The organism is Streptomyces sp. NPDC005303 (assembly GCF_040607335.1).
Classification (GTDB): domain Bacteria; phylum Actinomycetota; class Actinomycetes; order Streptomycetales; family Streptomycetaceae; genus Streptomyces.
On the sequence record NZ_JBEXGM010000001.1, the window covers coordinates 530,116 to 550,827 of the forward strand.

A 20,712-nucleotide genomic window follows, 5' to 3' on the forward strand; every position below is an offset into this window, starting at 1 on the left:
CCTCGAAGTTACGTACGACTTTGCTCATCCGTCCAATGCATGGATTCGCCATAATCGTTCCCATGGAGCATCAGCAGAGGTCACAGCCGCGCCTGTCACCGTCCAGTGACACAGAAGACATGGTGATGTCGTTGGCGCCGCGGCTCGCGTACTTCGCCGGCGTGGCCCGTACCGAGCACGTCACCCGCGCCGCCCAGGAGATGGACGTACCCCAGTCGACGCTGTCCCGGGCCATGGTCCGCCTCGAACAGGACCTCGGCGTCGACCTCTTCGCCCGTATCGGCCGCACCGTCTCCCTCACCCCCGCCGGCAGAACCTTCCTCGCCTCCGTCGAACGGGCCCTCGCCGAGATCCGGCGGGCCGCCGACGAGGTCCGTGCCGACGCCGACCCGGCCACCGGCAAGGTCGCCTTCGGCTTCCTGCACACCATGGGCTCCGAGACCGTCCCCGGCCTCATCCGGGCCTTCCGCGCCGACCACCCCCGCGTCCGCTTCAGCCTGGTCCAGAACTACGGCGAGGCGATGATCGAGCGCCTCCGCGCGGGCGAGCTGGACCTGTGCCTGACCTCCCCGGTCCCGGACGCCCCCGACCTCGTCGCCCGTCGCCTCGACGAACAGAAACTGCGGCTCGTGGTCCCCGCCGACCACCCCCTCGCCGCCCGCAAGCGGGTACGCCTCGCCGAGGCCGCCGAGGAGTCCTTCGTCACCCTGGAACCCGGCTACGGCCTACGCCGCATCACCGACGACCTCTGCCAGGAGGCCGGCTTCAAGCCGAGGATCGCCTTCGAGGGGGAGGAGGCGGAGACGCTGCGGGGGCTGGTGGCGGCGGGACTGGGGGTCGCCCTGCTGCCGCCGCCCGCCTTTCCCCGCCCGGGAGTCGTGGAACTGACGGTCACAGCGCCACGAGCCGCCCGCGAGATCGGGGTCGCCTGGCTCGACGGCCACCCGGACACCCCGCCGGTGGCCGCCTTCAAGAAGTTCCTGCTGTCGAGAAGGGGGAACCTGCTGCCCTGACCTACCGGCGACGCCCGAACCCGGAGGCGAGCGGCATGCGCAGCCCCAGTGGCGGCGGAGCGGCAAGAGCATCCTGCACCGGGCGCGACAGCACCCGTCCGAACAGCGCCCCCATCACGAAGTCCTCGGTCAGGGCCTGGACTTCGGCCCGGTACTGGTGCAGTCCGTGCCCGTCGGAGTGCACCTCGAACCGGCACACCTCCCGGTTCGCCTTCTTCGCCCTGGACGCGAGCCGGAACGACAACTCGGGGTCCGCCTGCTCGTCGTTGGTCCCGTGCACGATCAACACCCGCCGCCCCACGAGCTGCTTGACCGGTTCGGGCGTCGCCGCCACATCCTCCTCCGGCAGCCAAGGAGCCACGGCCACAACGGAGTTGACGGCCTCGTGACCGCCCGCACGCAGCGCCGCCCGGGCCCCCATGTCGACCCCGACCAGGGACACGGGAACATCGCCATAGCGCCGTACGACCTCGTCGGCGGCCCAGGTCGCGTCGTGCGCGAGATGTGCCTCGCTGCCGTTCCAGCCGCGATAGCGGTAGTGCACCAGGTGTGCCACGAGCCCGTCGGCGTGCCCCGCACGGGCGAGTCGTCGTCCCAACGCCCGCACGGGGGAGGTCAGTCGCATCGAGGCGGGTCTGCGCAGAGAGGTCTCGTCGCCGCCCGGGAGGAGCAGCACCACCCCGCTCACCGCCGCCGGCTCCGGGCCGAGGGTCCTGCCCAGTCGGGCGCTGCGCACCGGCGTCGCTTGCTGTGCCATGACAGAACAGTGTCAGAAGCGCGGGTGGACGACACGGGGCGGGGCGGTCACCGTTACGTATCGGCGGATTCGTACAGCGGGCGCTCTACGCGCGTAGGAGTTAGAGTGCCAGGATGACGAGCCAGACTGACCGGATGGGGAACGCCCCGAGCTCGGACCAGATCCGCCGGGCGCCCAAGGTTCTGCTGCACGATCACCTCGACGGCGGGCTGCGCCCCGGCACGGTCGTCGACCTCGCCCGGGACACCGGGTACACCCAGCTCCCCGAGACCGACGCGGACCGGCTGGGCGACTGGTTCCGCGAGGCCGCCGACTCCGGTTCGCTGGAGCGGTACTTGGAGACCTTCTCGCACACCGTCGGGGTCATGCAGACCCGTGAGGCACTGGTGCGGGTGGCCACCGAGTGTGCCGAGGACCTCGCCGAGGACGGCGTCGTCTATGCCGAGGTGCGGTACGCCCCCGAGCAGCACCTGGAGAAGGGCCTGACCCTCGAAGAGGTCGTCGAGGCCGTCAACGAGGGGTTCCGGGAAGGCGAACGCCGGGCCAGGGAGAACGGCCACCGCATCCGCGTCGGCGCCCTGCTCACCGCCATGCGGCACGCGGCCCGTGCCCTGGAGATCGCCGAACTCGCCAACCGCCACCGGGACCTGGGCGTCGTCGGGTTCGACATCGCGGGCGCGGAGGCCGGTTACCCGCCCACCCGCCACCTCGACGCCTTCGAGTACCTGAAGCGCGAGAACAACCACTTCACCATCCACGCCGGCGAGGCCTTCGGGCTGCCGTCCATCTGGCAGGCCCTGCAATGGTGCGGCGCCGACCGGCTCGGGCACGGCGTGCGCATCATCGACGACATCCAGGTCCACGAGGACGGCACGGTTGAGCTCGGGCGGCTCGCCTCCTACGTCCGGGACAAGCGGATCCCGCTGGAGCTGTGCCCCAGCTCCAATCTGCAGACCGGGGCCGCCTCGTCGTACGCCGAGCACCCGATCGGGCTGCTGCGACGGCTGCACTTCCGGGCGACCGTGAACACCGACAACCGGCTGATGTCCGGGACCAGCATGAGTCGGGAATTCGAGCACCTTGTCGAAGCGTTCGGTTACTCGCTCGACGACATGCAGTGGTTCTCCGTCAATGCGATGAAATCAGCGTTCATTCCTTTCGACGAACGACTCGCGATGATCAATGACGTCATCAAGCCCGGATATGCCGAGCTGAAGTCCGAATGGCTGTTCCGGCAGACCGCCTCCACCAGCGGTTCTGTGGTCGAGGAGGGCTGACCGGAGGAATTCTTGGGTGTGGAGTGCGGGAGGGCGTTCACAATCCGTCCGTATTTCGATGTTTGCCGCGGACGGGTTCCCGTGTTTACGGTCATGGACCGCTGACATCCCGCAACCCCGTTTCGAGGACGCATTTCATGAAGCAGTCTGCTGCCAAGACCCTCGGTGTCGCCGCCCTCGGTGCCGCCTTCGCCGCCGCCGGCGCGGGTGCCGCGAACGCCGCTCCGGCGGTCCCGGACGCCACCCAGGCGCTCGGCTCCGTCTCCAAGGGGCTGCCCACCGAGAAGGTCACCAAGATGCTGCCGGGTGCCGGCGAAGCGCTGGCACAGGCACAGCCGACGGTCGGCACCGGCCTCGCGGTCGCACAGCCCGCCGTCCAGAGGGCCCTCGCCGACGGTCCCACCAGCCCCCTCGCCGGTCTCCTCGGCGGCCTGCCGATCGGCGAGCTCCTGCCCGGCAACGGCGACGGCAACGGCCTCAACGGCCTGCCGGTCGGCTGAGTCCCGCCGTTCCTCGCACGCGCCGGTGGGGCGCACCCGAGATCACGGGGTGCGCCCCACCGGCGTACGCGCAGGGGTGTCACCAGGCGGTCTGCGCCTTGTCCTCCGAGGGGAACAGGATCCACAGCGCTATGTAGAGCAGGAACTGCGGACCCGGCAGCAGACAGGACACCAGGAAGATCACGCGCATCGTGGTCGCGGAGGTGCCGAAGCGCCGTGCCAGCGCGGCACACACTCCGCCGATCATGCGGCCGTCGGTGGGGCGGGCGAGGCGGGACATTGCGGCTCCTTCGTGAGCGTCGGGTGGTCGGGTCCGGGTGACCCGTTCCAGCTGTCTTCAACGCTACGGAGACGAACGGCACAAAACGTCGCCCTACGGTGCGACCCCGACCCTGGGAATCGTCGGGGTCCTACCCTGAGCCGGCTCCTCCTGGCGGACGGCGGTGAGCCGGCGCCGCTCGGTCCTGCGGCGGAGCGCGTGGCGTACCGGCGGCACGAGGACGAGGTGCGCGAGGGCGACGCCCGCGGTGTTCAGGAACAGGGAGTCGATGTCGACGACCTGGCCGGGGACACCGGTCTGGAGCAGCTCTATGCCCAGGGAGATCAGCGCGCCCGCGGCACAGGTGCGGATCAGGGAACCCACGGGGGACGCCCACAGGCGGCCGTGCACCATCGGGAGCAGGAAGCCGAGCGGGGCCAGCAGCGCGAACCCCTCGCCGATCCGGCGGGCCGCCACCTGCCCGCCGAGGGCCAGATCGGCACGGATGCCGGCGAACGGGTGCAGATTGGCGGGGACGACCCAGGGCACGTCCAGCGGACGCAGCGTGAACCAGGCGACGAACGCGAGGTGTGCGACCAGGAGGGCACCTCCTGCCACACGGACGCGAAGGGCGGCATTGCCGCCGACGAAGCCTTGACGCTGCACGACCCCCAAGACGCCCCGCTCGGCACGATCGGTTCCGGAACACCACGAGGTACCTGGGTGAGGTCTGCGCCACATGTGGTGGCCGGCCCCGCGTCAGCCGCCCGTCACCTCGGTCGACGGGGGTTGCCGGCTGCCCGGCCGGGTACGGACCTCGTCCGTGCAGTCGTAGCGGCGCGGGGGCGTGGTCGTGGGGCCGCCGAGGATGACGGAGCCGTCGCCCTCGGCCGCGGCCGAGTCGGAGAACGTGCACACGACCTGGGCGAGGGCGTAGGCGGAGAGCTGGGTGGGCGGGGTGCTCAGCCGGAGCGTGTCCTCGGGGTCCTTGGGACGCGGACCGCCGACGGTCATGCCGCCGCGCACGTACGTCTGGTACCCGGCGTCCCGCTCGGCCGCCGACGGTGTCTGGGCGAGCTGGTCGAGGAGCCCCTGCGCGACCAGTACCCGCCGCTCGGAGTCCGCGGTCCCGTCCGGGACGGTGAGGCTGCGGTCGACGGCCACCAGCGACGACCCGCACAGCAGGAACACCTGTACGGCCAGTCCGTGCGAGGCCGGCTCCGCGGCGCCCGGCTCGGACAGCGAACACCGCACCCGTGAGGGCGCCGGCCCGAAGTCGGTGGGCACCTCGGTGGGCCGGATCCCGCACCCGGCGACCAGCAGACCGAGCAGGGGGAGCGCCAGCAGCCGCCGTGTGTTCCGCCCGGCGCGCGGCGAGTCGGCTCCCCGGGTACGTCCCCTTGTGGGCTTCACGCCTCCCCCTTCTTTGCCCCGCTGTCGTCCTTCTTGGCCTCCATGAGCTGTTCCGCAAGCGCCGAGGCGTCCCGGGGAAGCCGCAGCGTGAAGACGGCACCCCCGTCAGGGGAGTTCGCCGCGGTGATCTCACCGCCGTGGATGTGGGCGTTCTCCAGGGCGATCGAGAGGCCGAGGCCACTGCCCTCGGAGCGGGGGCGGGAAGCGCTGGCCTTGTAGAAGCGGTCGAAGACATGCGGCAGGACGTCCTCGGGGATGCCGGGACCGTGGTCACGCACCCCGATGACGACCTCGTCCGCCGCGGCACGCACCGAGACCCGCACCGGGGAGCCGCCGTGCTTGAGGGCGTTGCCGATCAGGTTGGCCAGGATCACGTCGAGGCGCCGCGGGTCGAGACGGGCGTGGATGCCGCGCTCGGCGTCCAGGTCCACGGCGTCCAGCCACGCCCGCGCGTCGATGCACGCGGTGATCTGGTCGGCCAGGTCCACGTCGTCCAGCACCAGCCGGGCCGTGCCCGCGTCGAAGCGGGTGACCTCCATGAGGTTCTCGACGAGGTCGTTCAGCCTGCGGGTCTCGCTGACCACCAGGCGCACGGCCGGTTCGATCATCGGGTCCATCGAGCCGGACTCGGCCTCCAGCTCCTCCTCCAGGATCTCCGTCACGGCGGTGATCGCGGTGAGCGGCGTCCGCAGTTCATGGCTCATGTCGGCCACGAACCGCCGGGACGCGTCGTCGCGCGCGGACATGTCCTCGACCCGCTTCTCCAGCGCCTCGGCCGCGTAGTTGAACGTCCTTGACAGATCGGCGAGTTCGTCGGTGCCCGACACCCTGAGGCGGGTGTCCAGCTTGCCCTCGCCGAGCCGCCGGGCCGCGACTCCCAGCCGGTGCACCGGCTTGAGTACGGTCGTAGCGGCGGCCTGCGCGAGCAGCGCGGAGCCGATCAGGGCCAGCCCGGTGGCGATACCCAGCGACCAGGCGAGGGAGTTGAGGTCCTTGGCCTCCGGTTCGAGGGACTTGAGCATGTACCCGGTCGGGCCACCGCCGATCACTCGCGTACCGGCGACCAGATACGGGGTGTCGTGGTCGACGGTCCGCTGCCAGTACAGGTGGTAGGCGTACTTGTTGGCGGAGTCGACCTTCTGCTTCTCGTTCACCGCCTCGCGCAGCGAAACGGGTACGTCCTGGAGCGTGAAGCCGTCCAGGGCGCCCGAATTGCCGTACACCGTCCGGCCTTTGGCGTCGGACGACACCAGCAGCACGCTGAAGCGCTGGCTGCTGCCCGCCATCTGACCGGCCGCCTGCTGGAGTTCGTCCTGGGTGGGGTCCTCGGGCAGGGCGCCCGCGCGGTTCTGCATCTCCTGCTGGAAGTCCCGCAGGACCGCGTCCTGGGCGCGGGTGAGCACCGCCTCGCGGTTGAGCCAGTAGGCGATCCCGGACGCGGACACGGCGGCGGTGAGCGCCACCAGGCCGAACACGACGACGAGACGCAGCCGCAGGCTGGTGAAACGCAGCCGTGACCACACACCCTTGCGCGCCGCGAACCAGTCGCGGAGCCCCCCTTGTGCTTCGGTCACTGAGGCGTGTCCAGCCGGTAGCCCACGCCCCGCACGGTCCGGATCAGCGTCGGGGACGACGGGACGTCCTCGACCTTGGCACGCAGCCGCTGCACACAGGCGTCCACCAGGCGTGAGTCACCGAGGTAGTCGTGCTCCCACACGAGCCGCAGCAACTGCTGGCGGGACAGCGCCTGGCCGGGCCGCCGGCTCAGCTCCAACAGCAGCCTGAGCTCGGTGGGGGTGAGCTGGAGGTCCTCGCCGTTCTTCGTCACGGTCATGGCCGCGCGGTCGATGACCAGGGAGCCGAAGCTCGCCGCGTCGGTCGACTCGCGTTCACCGCGGCGCAGCACCGCCCGGATCCGGGCGTCCAGGACCCGCCCCTGGATCGGCTTGACGACATAGTCGTCGGCGCCGGACTCCAGGCCGACGACCACGTCGATGTCGTCATTGCGGGCGGTCAGCAGGATGATCGGCAGCTGGTCCGTGCGCCGGATGCGCCGGCACACCTCGAACCCGTCGATGCCGGGCAGCATCACATCCAGCACGATCAGGTCCGGCCGCTGCTCACGCAGCAGTTTGAGGCCGTCCTCACCGGTGGCAGCGGTGGCAACCCGGTGGCCCTGGCGCGTGAGGCTCAGCTCCAGGGCCGTACGGATGGCGTCGTCGTCCTCGATCAGCAACAGGGAAGGCACGGGCTCATTCTGGCCCATGGAGGGGGTGCGGTACGACCTGTGGGGACACGCAGTCCGTACGGCACCCGTCCGTGGGTCCGCTGTGCAATTCCTGAGACGGGCCCCTGTGACAGGTCTGTGACAGTCGACGGACACGGCCATGAAGGTGCCAGGGCAAGCTTTTCGGCATCGGGCAAGGCGACACCGCCCGAGCAGACCGAACACCGGAAGTCCACGACGGGGGCGCGAGATGAACACGCTGCACAGCATCAGCACCAGCGCAGTGGTCACGCGGCTGCACGACGTGACTCCGGGTAGTGAGAAGTCCGGTGTGGTGAGCGGGCGGGGGTGCGCTCGCCCCACCGGGCGTCAGCACACCGCGTACATGTCGGTGGTTGACACCAGCACGGGGGAATCGCACGGGGGATCGTCGTACAGGGAGGGCACGGGGGAGCGGCATTCGCTGTCGGAGGCGGAGTTCACCGCCTACGTCCAGGAGCGCCGCGCCTCCCTGTACGCCACCGCCTACCACCTGACCGGTGACCGCTTCGAGGCCGAGGACCTGCTGCAGAGCGCGCTGTTCTCGACGTACAAGGCGTGGGACCGGATCAGCGACAAGGCCGCGGTCGGGGGCTACCTCCGCCGCACCATGACCAACCTGCACATCAGCGCGTGGCGCCGCCGCAAGCTGAACGAATACCCGACCGAGGAACTGCCGGAGACGCCCGGCGACACGGACGCGATGCGCGGCACGGAACTGCGCGCGGTCCTGTGGCAGGCGCTCGCCCGGCTCCCCGAACTCCAGCGCACGATGCTGGTCCTTCGTTACTACGAGGGCCGCACCGACCCGGAGATCGCGGAGATCCTCGACATCAGTGTCGGCACGGTGAAGTCCAGCATCTGGCGGTCCCTGCGCCGCCTGCGTGAGGACGAGGTCCTCAGCTTCGGCCGTGACGAGGAGAACGCCTTCGGGGAGCTCGTCGCCTGAGGGTTGGGGGGATGGCAAGGGAACGGGGGACCAGGGGTACCGGCTGGGGGGCCGGTACCCGTGGGGGGGATCAACGGGGATCACGGGGGAAGTACCGAGAAGCGGGACTGGAGGGCCGGGGGGTCCGTCCAGTCCCGCTTTTCGGTGTGCGCTCAGTGCTGGACCTCCATGAGCCGACCGCTCAGGCCGCCGGAGTCGCCGCCGGGCGGCGGCCCGCCGCCGCGGCGGCGAGGCGGCCGAGGGCCTCGTCCTTGTCGCAGCGGTGGGCGCCCAGCGCGGTCTGGCGGGCGACGATCGAGCGCTCCAGGCGCATCAGCCGCCAGCCCCGGCGCAGCAGGAACGGCACCGACTTGCGGCCCTCGCGCAGATCCCGCAGGAACCGGCGGCGGAACGTGCGCACCGGACCCCGGCTCAGGCACAGCGCGTCGGCCAGCACGCCGAGTTCCCGGCAGCGGGTGACGATCTCGGCGGCGAAGATGCCCTCCGCGATGAACAGCGGGGGCCGGCCCATCTCGACCGCCTCCTCGCCGGTGCGGGCGCTCAGCGAGATGTCGTAGACCGGGATCTTCGTACGGCCCGTGTGGCACAGGTCGACGATCGCCGCCACCGCGGTGTCCGCGTCCCACGAAAGAGGGTGGTCCCAGTCGATGTCGGAGCTCCCCGCCACCAGCGGCAGTGTCGGGTCGTCGCCCTCCTTGTAGAAGTCGTCGAGCCTGAGGACCGGAAGACCGGACCGGGCCGAGAGAAGGGACTTGCCGGAGCCGGAGGGGCCGCAGAGCAGCACGACTCGCGTCGGTATGGGCGGTTGGGAACTCACGGGACACCAGTGTGAGGCATTCACCTGCCGTTCATCGACCCCGCGGGTTGGCTTTGAAGCGCGCGTCACACCTCAACTACCCTTCGTGTCGACACGCTTACCCAGTGCACGGAAAAGGTGGCAGAAACGATGGCCCGACACGCGAACCCGACAGTCCAGCGCACGCTCACCGCCCTCGCGACCGCGGGCGTCGCACTCGGCGCAGGCGCCGGGGCGGCCGCCGCGGACTCCGAGCCGGTTGCCGACGTGCTGCACACCCGGCCCGCCTCGCTCGGCAACGTCGACCCCCAGGCCGGGATTCGTTCCCTCACCGGCACGGTCGGCTACGCCACCGGCCCGATCGCCGGCCTCAAGCCGAACCCGCTGGCGGGGACGGGGGTGGACCCGCTGGACAACGGGGTGGGAACCCAAGTGGCGGACTTCAAGCCGCTGACCTCACAGGCGTTGACCCGGCCGGTCGCGCAGGCGCAGTCGGTCGGGAGCATGCCGGTGGTGGGGCAGACGGCGGGGGTGTTCAACGGCTGACGATGCGGCCGCGGCTCCCGGGTCCGGTCAGGCGGTTCGGCCGAGCCGGGTGACCGGCATGTGGATCACGTCCTCGTCGACGAGTCGCGCCTCTCCCGGACGGAGGGGAGGCGCGACTCGCCCGAAGTGGGGGGCTGACGTCAGTACGCGGAGCCCGACGCGCCCAGCGACCCCGTCGGGTGCCAGACCGTCTTCGTCTCCAGGAACGCCGTCAGGCGGTCGATGCCCGGAGTGGCCGTCCAGTCGTCCACAGGCTGTGGACGCAGGACCCGCTTCAGGTTGTCCGCGGCCGCGATCTCCAGCTCCTTGGCGAGGACCTCGTCCGCGCCCGCCAGGTCGATCGCGTTGACGTCCTGGTGGGAGGCGAGGGGGGTCGCGATCTCCGCCGTGCGGCCGGAGAGGACGTTGACCACGCCTCCGGGGACGTCGGAGGTGGCCAGGACCTCGCCGAGCGACAGCGCCGGGAGCGGGGACTCCTCGCTCGCCACCACGACAGCGGTGTTGCCGGTCGCGATCACCGGGGCCAGCACCGAGACCAGGCCCAGGAACGACGACTCCTGCGGGGCCAGCACGGCCACCACACCCGTCGGCTCGGGCGAGGACAGGTTGAAGTACGGGCCCGCCACCGGGTTGCCGCCGCCGACCACCTGGGCGATCTTGTCGGTCCAGCCCGCGTACCAGACCCAGCGGTCGATCGTCGCCTCGACCTGCTCGGCCGCCTTCGACTTGGACAGGCCCTCGGCGTCGGCCACCTCGTGGACGAACTGCGCCCTGCGGCCCTCCAGCATCTCCGCGACGCGGTAGAGGATCTGGCCGCGGTTGTACGCCGTCGCGCCGGACCAGCCGCCGAACGCCTTGCGCGCGGCCACGACCGCGTCACGGGCGTCCTTGCGGCTCGACTGCGGCGCGTTCGCCAGCCACTTGCCCTTCGAGTCCGTCACCTCGTACACCCGGCCGCTCTCGGAACGCGGGAACTTCCCGCCGACGTACAGCTTGTAGGTCTTGAAGACAGACAGACGCTGCTGCTCGGACTTCTCAGACATCGAGGTACGCCTCCAGGCCGTGGCGACCGCCCTCGCGGCCGAAGCCCGACTCCTTGTAACCGCCGAACGGCGACGTCGGGTCGAACTTGTTGAACGTGTTGGACCAGACGACCCCGGCCCGCAGCTTGTTGGCGACGGCCAGGATCCGCGAACCCTTCTCGGTCCAGATGCCCGCCGAGAGGCCGTACTGGGTGTTGTTGGCCTTGGCGACGGCCTCGTCCGGAGTGCGGAAGGTGAGGACCGACAGGACCGGGCCGAAGATCTCGTCGCGGGCGATGGTGTGCGCCTGGGTGACGTTCGTGAAGAGCGTCGGGGCGAACCAGTAGCCGGAGGAGGGGAGTTCGCACTCCGGGGACCAGGGCTCGGCGCCCTCGGCCGCGCCCTTCTCGACGAGCGAGGTGATCCGCGAGAGCTGCTCGGCGGAGTTGATCGCGCCGATGTCGGTGTTCTTGTCCAGCGGGTCGCCGAGACGCAGGGTGGACAGCCGGCGCTTGAGCGAGTCCAGCAGCTCGTCCTGGATCGACTCCTGGACCAGCAGCCGGGAGCCCGCGCAGCAGACCTGGCCCTGGTTGAAGAAGATGCCGTTGACGATCCCCTCGACGGCCTGGTCGATGGGGGCGTCGTCGAAGACGATGTTGGCGCCCTTGCCGCCCAGTTCGAGCGTGAGCTTCTTGCGGGTACCGGCGACCGTGCGCGCGATCTCCTTGCCGACGGCCGTCGAGCCGGTGAAGGCCACCTTGTTGACGTCCGGGTGCGCGACGAGCGCGGCGCCCGTGTCGCCGTAGCCCGGAAGGATGTTGACGACACCCCTGGGCAGGCCGGCCTGGCGGCAGACGTCCGCGAAGAACAACGCCGACAGCGGGGTGGTCTCGGCGGGCTTCAACACCACCGTGTTGCCGGTGGCGAGGGCGGGTGCGATCTTCCACGCCAGCATCAGGAGGGGGAAGTTCCACGGGATGACCTGGCCGGCCACGCCGAGGGGCTTCGGGGAAGCGCCGCTGTGCCCATTTGTCGTCCTCCGGCCGAACCCGGCGTGCTCCAGCTTGTCGGCCCAGCCCGCGTAGTAGAAGAAGTGCGCGGCGACCAGGGGGAGGTCGGCGTCGCGGGTCTCCTTGATGGGCTTGCCGTTGTCCAGCGTCTCCAGGACGGCGAGCTCGCGGCTGCGCTCCTGGATGATCCGGGCGATGCGGAACAGGTACTTGGCGCGCTCCGACCCGGGCAGCGCCGACCACTTCTCGAAGGCCCTGCGGGCGGCCTTCACCGCGCGGTCGACGTCCTCGGAACCGGCCTGGGCGACCTCGGAGAGGACCTCCTCGGTGGACGGCGAGACGGTCTTGAAGACCTTGCCGTCGGCCGCCTCCACGAACTCGCCGTCGATGAACAGGCCGTAGGAGGGGGCGATGTCGACGACCGAGCGGGACTCGGGCGCCGGGGCGTACTCAAAAACGGAAGCCATGGTGATCAGTCCACCGTCACGTAGTCGGGGCCGGAGTAGCGGCCGGTGGCCAGCTTCTGACGCTGCATCAGCAGGTCGTTCAGGAGCGAGGAGGCGCCGAAGCGGAACCAGTGGTTGTCCAGCCAGTCCTCGCCGACGGTCTCGTTGACCAGTACGAGAAACTTGATCGCGTCCTTGGTCGTACGGATGCCGCCGGCCGGCTTCACGCCCACCTGGACGCCGGTCTGCGCACGGAAGTCACGCACCGCCTCCAGCATGAGCAGGGTGTTCGCAGGGGTGGCGTTGACCGCGACCTTGCCGGTGGACGTCTTGATGAAGTCCGCGCCCGCCAGCATGCCGAGCCAGCTCGCGCGGCGGATGTTGTCGTACGTCGACAGCTCGCCGGTCTCGAAGATGACCTTGAGCCGGGCGGCCGTACCGCAGACCTCGCGCACGGCGACGATCTCGTCGTACACCTTCATGTACCGGCCCGCGAGGAACGCCCCGCGGTCGATGACCATGTCGACCTCGTCGGCACCGGCGGCCACGGCGTCGCGCACGTCGGCCAGCTTCACGTCGAGGGCGGCGCGGCCGGCCGGGAAGGCGGTGGCCACCGAGGCGACCTTCACGCCGGAACCGGCGACGGCCTCCTTGGCGACGGCCACCATGTCGGGATAGACGCAGACCGCGGCCGCGGCGGGGGTCGTCCGGTCGGTCGGGTCGGGGCGGACCGCCTTGGCGCCGAGCGCCCGGACCTTGCCCGGGGTGTCCGCGCCTTCCAGCGTCGTGAGGTCGACCATCGAGATGGCGAGGTCGATGGCGTACGCCTTCGCGGTCGTCTTGATGGAACGCGTACCGAGTGAGGCGGCACGCGCCTCCAGGCCGACCGCGTCCACGCCGGGCAGCCCGTGAAGGAACCGGCGCAGCGTGCTGTCGGACGCGGTCACGTCCGTGAGCGGGTGTGCGGCTGATGCAGTGGTGGGCATGGTCACCAGACGAGCATATCTACGCGCGTAGCGGCTGTACACCCCGGGCAGCGGTTTCTGAGGGCACCCGGACACGGTCGCGAAGCCGGACGGCGCTTAGGATCGGCCTCATGACGACCGCACCCCCCGAGTCCAGGGACCGCACCTACCGCTCACCCATGGCGCTGGTCGGCGGTTGCCTGCTCCTCGTCATCATCGGCTGGCTCGGCATCGACGCCGTCGTCTCCGGCACCGGCCGCACACCGTGGCTCGCCCTCGCCGTCCTGATCCTCGTCGTGCCGCTGGTGATCGCGTTCACCCTGCGACCGGCCGTCTTCGCGAACGAGGACCGGCTGCGCATCCGCAACCCCTTCCGCGTGATCGTGGTGCCGTGGGGCGAGGTGGAGATGTTCCGCTCCGGCTACTCGAACGAGCTGTTCGTCAAGCCCGGCGGCAAGTACCAGTTGTGGGCGATCCCGGTCTCCCTGCGCGGTCGCAAGAAGGCGGCACGGCAGACGGCCCGGCAGGCGGCCCGGCCGTCCGACGCCCGCGGTTCCGGCCGGGGCCTCGGCCTGTTCGGCGGCGGAATGCAGGTGGACGGCTTCGGCGGGCGTACGCCCGTCACGGAGGGACCCACCCGGGCCGAGACCGACAAGATCATGGACGAACTGCGCGAGATGCAGGAGGCCCGGGGGCAGGCGAAGGCCTCCCAGGGCGAGGTTTCCGTGCGGTGGGCGTACGAGATCGTGGGCCCGGCGGTGGCCGGCGCGGTGCTGCTGACGATCCTGGCGGCGGTGGGGTAACGCGCTCCGGGGCGCCACGCGGGTGTTGCGTGGCGTCTGCCGCGCCGTGAGTGAGGGCTGGTCGCGCAGTTCCCCGCGCCCCTGAGGGCGCTGCAGGGGACCTCGAAGGGGTGCTGCGGCGGGACCCGTCCACACCAGTGCCATGCCCGCGCCCCAGTACGCCGAGCCCAGCACCGCCGCCGTCACCGCGAGCGCGCGGTAACGGCGGGTGGCCCGGGTCAGGTGCGGGGGAGGGGTGTCGCGGACGGGAGAGGGGCGGCCCGGACGGGGGCCGCCCCTCGGCTCTCTGTCGGAGCCCCTACTGGCTCGGCTCGGGGGCCGTCGGCGGCGGGGTCAGATGCCGGCCGCCTCCGACAGGTCTCGCTTGATGGTGGTCAGGAGGTGGGTCGCCTCGGTGCGGGCCGCCGGGAGGTCGGCGTGGGTGGCGACCGGGACGACCACTTCCAGGTAGCACTTCAGCTTGGGCTCGGTGCCGCTCGGGCGGACGATGACCCGGGCGCCGTCCAGCGTGTAGCGCAGGCCGTCGGTGGGCGGGAGCCTGTCCGTGCCGAGGGTGAGGTCCTCGGCCTTCGTGATGGCCAGGCCCGCGAGCTGGGTCGGCGGCTGCTCGCGGAGCCGCTTCATCGCCCGGGCGATGACCGACAGGTCCTCCACGCGGACCGCGAGCTGGTCCGTGGCGTGCAGGCCGTGGGTCACGGCGAGGTCGTCGAGGAGGTCGGGGAGCGAGCGGTTGTGTTCCTTCAGCTCGGAGGCGAGCTCCGTGATGAGAAGGGCCGCGGTGATGCCGTCCTTGTCCCGTACGCCCTCGGGGTCCACGCAGTAGCCGAGGGCCTCCTCGTAGCCGTAGCGCAGGCCCTCCACGCGGGCGATCCACTTGAAGCCGGTGAGGGTCTCCTCGTAGGGGAGGCCCGCCTTCTCGGCGATCCTGCCGAGGAGGGAGGAGGAGACGATCGACTCGGCGAAGGTGCCCTGAGCTCCCCGGGCCACCAGGTGGGCGGCGAGGAGTGCGCCCACCTCGTCGCCCCTGAGCATGCGCCAGGCGCCGTCCTCCTTGACCGCCACCGCACAGCGGTCCGCGTCGGGGTCGTTCGCGATGATCAGGTCCGGGTCCGTCTCCCTGGCCTTCGCGAAGGCCAGGTCCATCGCGCCGGGCTCCTCCGGGTTGGGGAAGGCGACGGTCGGGAAGTCGGGGTCCGGGTCGGCCTGTTCGGCGACGAGTTCCGGGGCGGGGAAGCCGGCGCGGGCGAAGGCGGCGAGGAGGGTGTCCTTGCCCACGCCGTGCATCGCCGTGTAGACGGTGCGGGCCGTGCGGGGGGAGCCGGCGGCGAGTACGGCGTCCGTGCGCGCGAGGTAGGCGTCCAGGACGCTGTCGTCGAGGGTCTCCCAGCCGGTGTCGGGGCGCGGGACGTCGTCGAGGGAGCGGATGGCGTGGATCTCGGCGGCGATCTCCGCGTCGGCGGGCGGGACGATCTGGGAGCCGTCGCCGAGGTAGACCTTGTAGCCGTTGTCGCGGGGCGGGTTGTGGCTGGCCGTGACCTCCACGCCGGCCACCGCGCCGAGGTGCCTTATCGCGTACGCGAGGACGGGGGTGGGGAGGGGGCGGGGCAGGACCGCCGCCCTGAGGCCCGCGCCCGTCATCACGGCGGCGGTGTCGCGCGCGAAGTCCTCGGACTTGTGGCGGGCGTCGTAGCCGATGACCACGAGACCGTCCGTGCTGCCGTGCTTCTTGAGGTACGCCGCGAGACCGGCGGCGGCCCGGATCACGACCGCGCGGTTCATGCGCATCGGCCCCGCGCCGAGTTCGCCGCGGAGGCCGGCGGTGCCGAACTGGAGGGTGCCGCTGAAGCGGGCGGTGAGTTCGGTGACGTCTCCGGCCTCGATGAGCCCGGCGAGCTCGTCGCGGGTGTCCGGGTCGGGGTCCTCGGCGAGCCAGGTTTCGGCCCGGGCGATGAGATCGTCTCGCACGGTTCGGTCAGCCTCTCGGTTGTCGGTCGTCTGCGGGTCCGGTGGGGGCGGGCGTTGTGCGCAGTTCCCCGCGCCCCTGAAAAGCCTGCGGCGCAGCTGCCGCCCCGGTGGGGGCTTGTGCAGCGCGTTCGGTTCGGGGGTGGGTCGGGGCCGGGGTGGAGGGTATCCGTCCTCGGTCCGGCGGCTCGGTCCCTGGAGCAGGGGCTCGGTAACGGACGCCGGCCGCTGCGGGCGGACACCCCCCACCCCGTCCCCTGCGCGCCGTACGCGGCCAACGGGTTGTCGTGGCGGGCGCTCACTGCCACTCCCCAGGGGTGCGGGGAACTGCGCGACCGGTCTCTCAGATGCGGCCGAGGACCTGCGCCAGCAGTGACCCCATTCGAGTCGCGCTGTCACGGCCCGCCTGCAGAACCTCCTCGTGGTTCAACGGCTCACCCGTCATCCCCGCGGCGAGGTTCGTCACCAGCGAGATACCCAGGACCTCCGCCCCCGCCTCGCGCGCGGCGATCGCTTCGAGGACCGTCGACATGCCCACCAGGTCCGCGCCGATCACGCGGGCCATGCGGATCTCGGCCGGGGTCTCGTAGTGCGGGCCGGGGAACTGGGCGTAGACGCCCTCCTCGAGGCTGGGGTCGATCTCCTTGCACAGGGCGCGCAGACGGGGGGAGTAGAGGTCGGTCAGGTCGACGAAGTTCGCGCCGATGATCGGGGACGTCGCCGTGAGGTTGATGTGGTCGCTGATCAGGACCGGCTGGCCGGGGCGCATGCCCTCACGCAGGCCGCCGCAGCCGTTGGTCAGGACGATCGTCTTGCAGCCCGCCGCGACCGCGGTGCGCACGCCGTGGGCCACGGACGCGACGCCCCGGCCCTCGTAGTAGTGGGTGCGGCCGAGGAAGACCAGGGCACGCTTCTCACCGATCCTGTACGAGCGGATCTTGCCGCCGTGTCCCTCCACCGCCGGGGGCGGGAAACCGGGCAGCTCGGTGACCTGGAACTCGGCGTCGGGGGCACCGAGGGCGTCCACCGCCGGTGCCCAGCCGGAGCCCATCACGAGGGCGACGTCGTGGGTCTCGGCGCCGGTCAGTTCGCGCAGGCGCGCGGCGGCGGCGTCGGCGGCGGCGTGCGGGTCGCCCTGGATGTCGTCCGGAAGAAGAGATGCGTTCACGCGCATGAGGGTAGCCGGTCCGGGCCTACGCGCGTAGATGACAGAGCTGACGGGATGGCGATCGTTGTCTTGTCGTTTCCAACCAACCGGGTGACCCGGGTGACGTGTCCAGCTCAGCAGGGGCGCTTGCGGAGTTCCATGACGTAGTCGTGGGGCGCGCCCGCGGACTCCGCCGCGTCCGCGATCTCCCCCAGGTAGCGGGCGGAGGGCAGACCGCCCTCGTAGCCGTTCAGGACGTACGTCCAGGCGTGTTCCTCACCCTCCAGGGTGTGGACACGCATGCGCGTGCGGCGGTAGATGTCCAGGCCGACGCCTTCCCAGCGGTCCATCGACTCGTCGTCGGCGGGGGCGATCTCGTAGAGCGCCACGAACACCTGGGACAGAGGGTCCTCGACGATCGTCGCGAGGGCGCCCTCCCAGCCCATGTGCTCGCCCCCGAAGGTCAGCCGCCATCCGTTCAGCCACCCCGTGGCGCGCATCGGCGAGTGCGGGGCGCGGCGGGTCATCAGCCGCGCGTCGAGGTTGCCGGCGTAAGCGGCGTAGAGCGACATGGGTCGAGGGTACGGCAGCCTTCCCCGGTGTCTCTCCCGTAACAGTGGCGTCTCGGGGAGCCCCCAGGGCCGTGGCACCCCCGGTCGTGCGGGACAATGGAGTACGTGACTCGGATCGTGATCATCGGTGGCGGACCCGGCGGATACGAGGCGGCCCTGGTGGCCGCCCAGCTCGGCGCGGAGGTGACCGTCGTCGACTGCGACGGTCTGGGCGGAGCGTCGGTGCTGACCGACTGCGTGCCGTCGAAGACCCTTATCGCTACGGCCGAGGTCATGACGACCTTCGATTCGTCGTACGAAGAGCTCGGCATCATCGTCGCCGACGACACCCCGCCGCTGGAGCAGGCGGCGCGGGTGGTGGGCGTCGACCTGGGGAAGGTCAACCGGCGTGTGAAGCGGCTCGCCCTCGCCCAGTCGCACGACATCACGGCCTCCGTGACGCGGGCCGGTGCCCGGGTGCTGCGCGGGCGCGGTCGTCTCGAGGGCATGCAGGCCCTCGACGGGTCGCGCAAGGTCGTGGTGCGGGCCGTCGACGGGAGCGAGGAGACGCTCGTCGCGGACGCCGTGCTGATCGCCACGGGCGGTCATCCTCGTGAGCTTCCCGACGCCCAGCCCGACGGTGAGCGCATCCTCAACTGGACCCAGGTCTACGACCTCACCGAACTGCCGGATGAGCTGATCGTGGTCGGGTCCGGTGTCACCGGCGCCGAGTTCGCCGGTGCCTACCAGGCGCTCGGCTCCAAGGTGACGCTGGTGTCGTCCCGTGACCGCGTGCTGCCGGGTGAGGACCCGGATGCCGCCGCCGTGCTGGAGGACGTGTTCCGTCGCCGCGGCATGAACGTCATGGCGCGCTCCCGTGCCCAGTCCGCCAAGCGGGTCGGGGACCGGGTCGAGGTCACGCTGGCGGACGGGCGGGTCATCACCGGGTCGCACTGTCTGATGGCCGTGGGTGCCATTCCGAACAGCGCCGGGATGGGCCTGGAGGAGGCGGGCGTCAAGCTGCGCGAGTCCGGGCACATCTGGACCGACAAGGTCTCCAGGACCACGGCTCCCGGTGTGTATGCCGCCGGTGACGTGACGGGCGTCTTCGCGCTGGCCTCCGTGGCCGCCATGCAGGGGCGTATCGCCATGTACCACTTCCTCGGCGACGCGGTGGCCCCGCTGAACCTGAAGACGGTCTCGTCGAACGTCTTCACCGACCCCGAGATCGCCACCGTCGGGTACTCGCAGTCGGACGTGGACGGCGGGAAGATCGACGCCCGGGTCGTGAAGCTCCCGCTGCTGCGCAACCCGCGCGCCAAGATGCAGGGCATCCGCGACGGCTTCGTCAAGATCTTCTGCCGGCCGGGCACCGGGATCGTCGTCGGCGGTGTCGTCGTCGCGCCCCGCGCCTCGGAACTGATCCATCCCATCTCGATCGCGGTCGACAACAATCTGACGGTCGAACAGATCGCGAACGCGTTCACCGTTTACCCCTCACTTTCGGGCTCGATCGCCGAGGTGGCACGGCAGTTGCACACACGCAAGGAGACCGGCGGGGCCTGACGGCCGAAAGCGATTCCTGCCTGGTCACAGGGAGTTGCCGACCATTCGCGCGGCATAGGCGGGGCGATTAGGCCCTATACCACTTCCTGCCCTGCCCTGCGAACATCTTCTGCTATTCGGCGCAAACAGCTGAAAGCAGACGGTCGTTGGCGTTACTGTCAGTTTCGTGTTCGCTGCAGAACGTCGCCAATTGATCCTCGAAATGGTGCGAGCCAATGGGGCCGTGTCGCTCCGTGAGCTCGCCCGCGTCGTCCAGACCTCCGAAGTGACCGTACGGCGGGACGTGCGCGCACTGGAGGCAGAAGGACTCCTCGACCGCCGACATGGCGGTGCGGTATTGCCGGGCGGGTTCACGCGGGAGTCCGGCTTTCCGCAGAAATCACATCTCGCGACCGCCGAGAAGACGGCCATCGCCGATCTCGCCGCGGGTCTCGTCGAAGAAGGCGAGGCCATTGTGGTGGGGGCGGGCACCACGACACAGGAGCTGGCGCGCCGTCTCGCCCGGGTTCCCGGGCTGACCGTCGTGACCAATTCACTGCTGGTGGCCCAGGCGCTCGCCCATGCCAACCGGGTGGAGGTCGTGATGACCGGCGGCACCCTGCGCGGTTCCAACTACGCCCTGGTGGGTTCGGGGGCGGAACAGTCGCTCCAGGGGCTCAGGGTCTCGCGGGCCTTCCTCTCCGGGAGCGGCCTCACCGCCGAGCGCGGCCTCTCCACGTCCAACATGCTGTCGGCGTCCGTGGACCGGGCGCTGGTGCAGGCCGCCGCGGAGGTCGTGGTCCTCGCAGACCACACCAAGCTCGGCACCGACACGATGTTCCAGACCGTGCCGACGGACCTCATCACCCGCCTCGTCACCGACGAGCCTCCGGCCCACGACGACCGGGCCGCCACGGAACTCCAGGCGCTCGCCGACCAGGGGGTGCAGATCGCCGTGGCCGGCGCGTCGGGAGCACCGGGGGGTGATCAGGTCCCGGCGCGGCAGCAACAGCGCCGGGACGTGCCCGTGCCGGGCCCCCGCCGCGGTCAGGTCCCGTCGGCGGGCCCTTCTCTCCGAACGGCCACGGCCCTGGGCGAGCCGACTCCGGGGACGGAGCGGGCCCGGGTGGCGGACCTGCGTCGCCGCTGAGGTCCCTCGACGGGGCGAGGTCCTCGGGGACTTGCGGGACAGGGCGGGGAGGCGGGGCCGCGCGGGGGTGCGGGACTGCTTCAGCCGGGCTGCTCGGAGGTGCGGCACTGCTTGGGCCAGGGCGGCTTCAGGCGGTGCGAGTGTGCGGTACGGGGTTGCTCCGGCCGGGTGTTGAGGGGCCGCGTTGTTGAGGGGCGGGGTTGCTCCGGTCGCGTTGGTGGGGGTGAGGCCGGTCGGGTGGGTGGGACTGCTCCGGCCGGGTTGGTTGAGGTGCGGGGTTGCTCCAGCCGGGTCGGTAGAGGTGCGGCCGGTTGAGCGGGTGGGGCTGTCCTCCG

General features: G+C 70.9%; 21 protein-coding genes. 8 read left to right on the forward strand and 13 right to left on the reverse strand.

All coding sequences use genetic code 11. From position 1 onward, the window contains the following. Nucleotides 1–62: 62 nt before the first annotated feature. Complete coding sequence (locus ABZT93_RS02505) at nt 63–1,013, forward strand: LysR family transcriptional regulator (protein WP_356097676.1); 951 nt, start codon at nt 63–65, stop codon at nt 1,011–1,013. Nucleotide 1,014: 1 nt separating this feature from the next. Here the strand turns inward: ABZT93_RS02505 and ABZT93_RS02510 are convergent, their stop codons facing one another. Continuing rightward, nucleotides 1,015–1,770, reverse strand: a complete 756-nt coding sequence (locus ABZT93_RS02510; protein WP_356097679.1) for an alpha/beta hydrolase — start codon at nt 1,768–1,770, stop codon at nt 1,015–1,017. Nucleotides 1,771–1,883: 113 nt separating this feature from the next. On the opposite strand from ABZT93_RS02510, the gene ABZT93_RS02515 reads away from it, so the two are divergent. Continuing rightward, nucleotides 1,884–3,047, forward strand: a complete 1,164-nt coding sequence (locus tag ABZT93_RS02515) for an adenosine deaminase (protein ID WP_356097682.1) — start codon at nt 1,884–1,886, stop codon at nt 3,045–3,047. 137 nt (nt 3,048–3,184) lie between these two features. Beyond that, entirely contained in the window at nt 3,185–3,547 is a 363-nt protein-coding gene (locus ABZT93_RS02520; protein WP_356097685.1) for an ATP-binding protein, read from the forward strand. A gap of 79 nt (nt 3,548–3,626) precedes the next feature. Here the strand turns inward: ABZT93_RS02520 and ABZT93_RS02525 are convergent, their stop codons facing one another. The 5 genes from ABZT93_RS02525 to afsQ1 all read right to left on the reverse strand — a co-directional run bounded on the left by ABZT93_RS02525 (nt 3,627) and on the right by afsQ1 (nt 7,467). Continuing rightward, entirely contained in the window at nt 3,627–3,827 is a 201-nt protein-coding gene (locus tag ABZT93_RS02525; protein WP_007384301.1) for a PspC domain-containing protein, read from the reverse strand. A 93-nt stretch (nt 3,828–3,920) separates the two neighbouring features. After that, nucleotides 3,921–4,472 (reverse strand): VanZ family protein, encoded by a 552-nt coding sequence (locus ABZT93_RS02530; protein ID WP_356097688.1) that lies wholly within the window; start codon nt 4,470–4,472, stop codon nt 3,921–3,923. 93 nt (nt 4,473–4,565) lie between these two features. After that, the gene (locus tag ABZT93_RS02535; RefSeq protein ID WP_356098441.1) at nt 4,566–5,153 is read right to left on the reverse strand and encodes a hypothetical protein; all 588 of its coding nucleotides are present in this window, start codon (nt 5,151–5,153) and stop codon (nt 4,566–4,568) included. Between the two features lie 62 nt (nt 5,154–5,215). Further along, on the reverse strand, nt 5,216–6,793 hold the full coding sequence (locus ABZT93_RS02540; protein WP_356097691.1) for a HAMP domain-containing sensor histidine kinase: 1,578 nt from the start codon (nt 6,791–6,793) through the stop codon (nt 5,216–5,218). Continuing rightward, nucleotides 6,790–7,467, reverse strand: coding sequence for a two-component system response regulator AfsQ1 (afsQ1, locus tag ABZT93_RS02545; protein ID WP_020118753.1), 678 nt, complete (start codon nt 7,465–7,467; stop codon nt 6,790–6,792). Before afsQ1 ends, ABZT93_RS02540 begins: the two co-directional genes overlap by 4 nt. A gap of 229 nt (nt 7,468–7,696) precedes the next feature. Between afsQ1 and ABZT93_RS02550 the strand changes: the two genes are divergently transcribed. Then, a complete protein-coding gene (locus ABZT93_RS02550; RefSeq protein WP_356097694.1) occupies nt 7,697–8,434 on the forward strand; it encodes a SigE family RNA polymerase sigma factor in 738 nt (245 codons plus the stop codon). Nucleotides 8,435–8,615: 181 nt separating this feature from the next. Here the strand turns inward: ABZT93_RS02550 and ABZT93_RS02555 are convergent, their stop codons facing one another. Next, on the reverse strand, nt 8,616–9,320 hold the full coding sequence (locus ABZT93_RS02555; protein WP_356097696.1) for a uridine kinase: 705 nt from the start codon (nt 9,318–9,320) through the stop codon (nt 8,616–8,618). Nucleotides 9,321–9,380: 60 nt separating this feature from the next. On the opposite strand from ABZT93_RS02555, the gene ABZT93_RS02560 reads away from it, so the two are divergent. Continuing rightward, nucleotides 9,381–9,776 (forward strand): hypothetical protein, encoded by a 396-nt coding sequence (locus tag ABZT93_RS02560; RefSeq protein WP_356097699.1) that lies wholly within the window; start codon nt 9,381–9,383, stop codon nt 9,774–9,776. Between the two features lie 140 nt (nt 9,777–9,916). On the opposite strand, the gene ABZT93_RS02565 is transcribed toward ABZT93_RS02560, so the two are convergent. From ABZT93_RS02565 to deoC, 3 genes are read right to left on the reverse strand one after another with little or no spacing between them, the layout of a single operon-like run. Beyond that, nucleotides 9,917–10,819 carry an aldehyde dehydrogenase family protein gene (locus ABZT93_RS02565; protein ID WP_356097702.1) on the reverse strand — a complete coding sequence of 301 codons (903 nt, stop codon included), beginning with the start codon at nt 10,817–10,819 and terminating at the stop codon, nt 9,917–9,919. Next, a complete protein-coding gene (locus tag ABZT93_RS02570; protein ID WP_356097705.1) occupies nt 10,812–12,275 on the reverse strand; it encodes an aldehyde dehydrogenase family protein in 1,464 nt (487 codons plus the stop codon). Before ABZT93_RS02570 ends, ABZT93_RS02565 begins: the two co-directional genes overlap by 8 nt. A gap of 5 nt (nt 12,276–12,280) precedes the next feature. Next, a complete protein-coding gene (deoC, locus tag ABZT93_RS02575) occupies nt 12,281–13,240 on the reverse strand; it encodes a deoxyribose-phosphate aldolase (RefSeq protein WP_356098444.1) in 960 nt (319 codons plus the stop codon). 110 nt (nt 13,241–13,350) lie between these two features. On the opposite strand from deoC, the gene ABZT93_RS02580 reads away from it, so the two are divergent. Continuing rightward, nucleotides 13,351–14,022, forward strand: a complete 672-nt coding sequence (locus tag ABZT93_RS02580; protein WP_356097707.1) for a PH domain-containing protein — start codon at nt 13,351–13,353, stop codon at nt 14,020–14,022. Nucleotides 14,023–14,355: 333 nt separating this feature from the next. Here the strand turns inward: ABZT93_RS02580 and ABZT93_RS02585 are convergent, their stop codons facing one another. The 3 genes from ABZT93_RS02585 to ABZT93_RS02595 all read right to left on the reverse strand — a co-directional run bounded on the left by ABZT93_RS02585 (nt 14,356) and on the right by ABZT93_RS02595 (nt 17,703). Then, nucleotides 14,356–15,987: a phospho-sugar mutase gene (locus ABZT93_RS02585; protein WP_356097710.1), complete on the reverse strand. Its 1,632-nt coding sequence runs from the start codon at nt 15,985–15,987 to the stop codon at nt 14,356–14,358. A gap of 340 nt (nt 15,988–16,327) precedes the next feature. Continuing rightward, nucleotides 16,328–17,152: a purine-nucleoside phosphorylase gene (locus ABZT93_RS02590; RefSeq protein ID WP_356097712.1), complete on the reverse strand. Its 825-nt coding sequence runs from the start codon at nt 17,150–17,152 to the stop codon at nt 16,328–16,330. A gap of 113 nt (nt 17,153–17,265) precedes the next feature. Continuing rightward, nucleotides 17,266–17,703: a gamma-glutamylcyclotransferase gene (locus ABZT93_RS02595; protein WP_007384315.1), complete on the reverse strand. Its 438-nt coding sequence runs from the start codon at nt 17,701–17,703 to the stop codon at nt 17,266–17,268. 96 nt (nt 17,704–17,799) lie between these two features. Between ABZT93_RS02595 and ABZT93_RS02600 the strand changes: the two genes are divergently transcribed. Together ABZT93_RS02600 and ABZT93_RS02605 are read left to right on the forward strand one after the other, a co-directional pair. After that, nucleotides 17,800–19,248 carry an NAD(P)H-quinone dehydrogenase gene (locus ABZT93_RS02600; protein WP_356097716.1) on the forward strand — a complete coding sequence of 483 codons (1,449 nt, stop codon included), beginning with the start codon at nt 17,800–17,802 and terminating at the stop codon, nt 19,246–19,248. A 166-nt stretch (nt 19,249–19,414) separates the two neighbouring features. Then, the gene (locus ABZT93_RS02605) at nt 19,415–20,377 is read left to right on the forward strand and encodes a DeoR/GlpR family DNA-binding transcription regulator (protein WP_356097719.1); all 963 of its coding nucleotides are present in this window, start codon (nt 19,415–19,417) and stop codon (nt 20,375–20,377) included. Nucleotides 20,378–20,712: the final 335 nt, after the last annotated feature.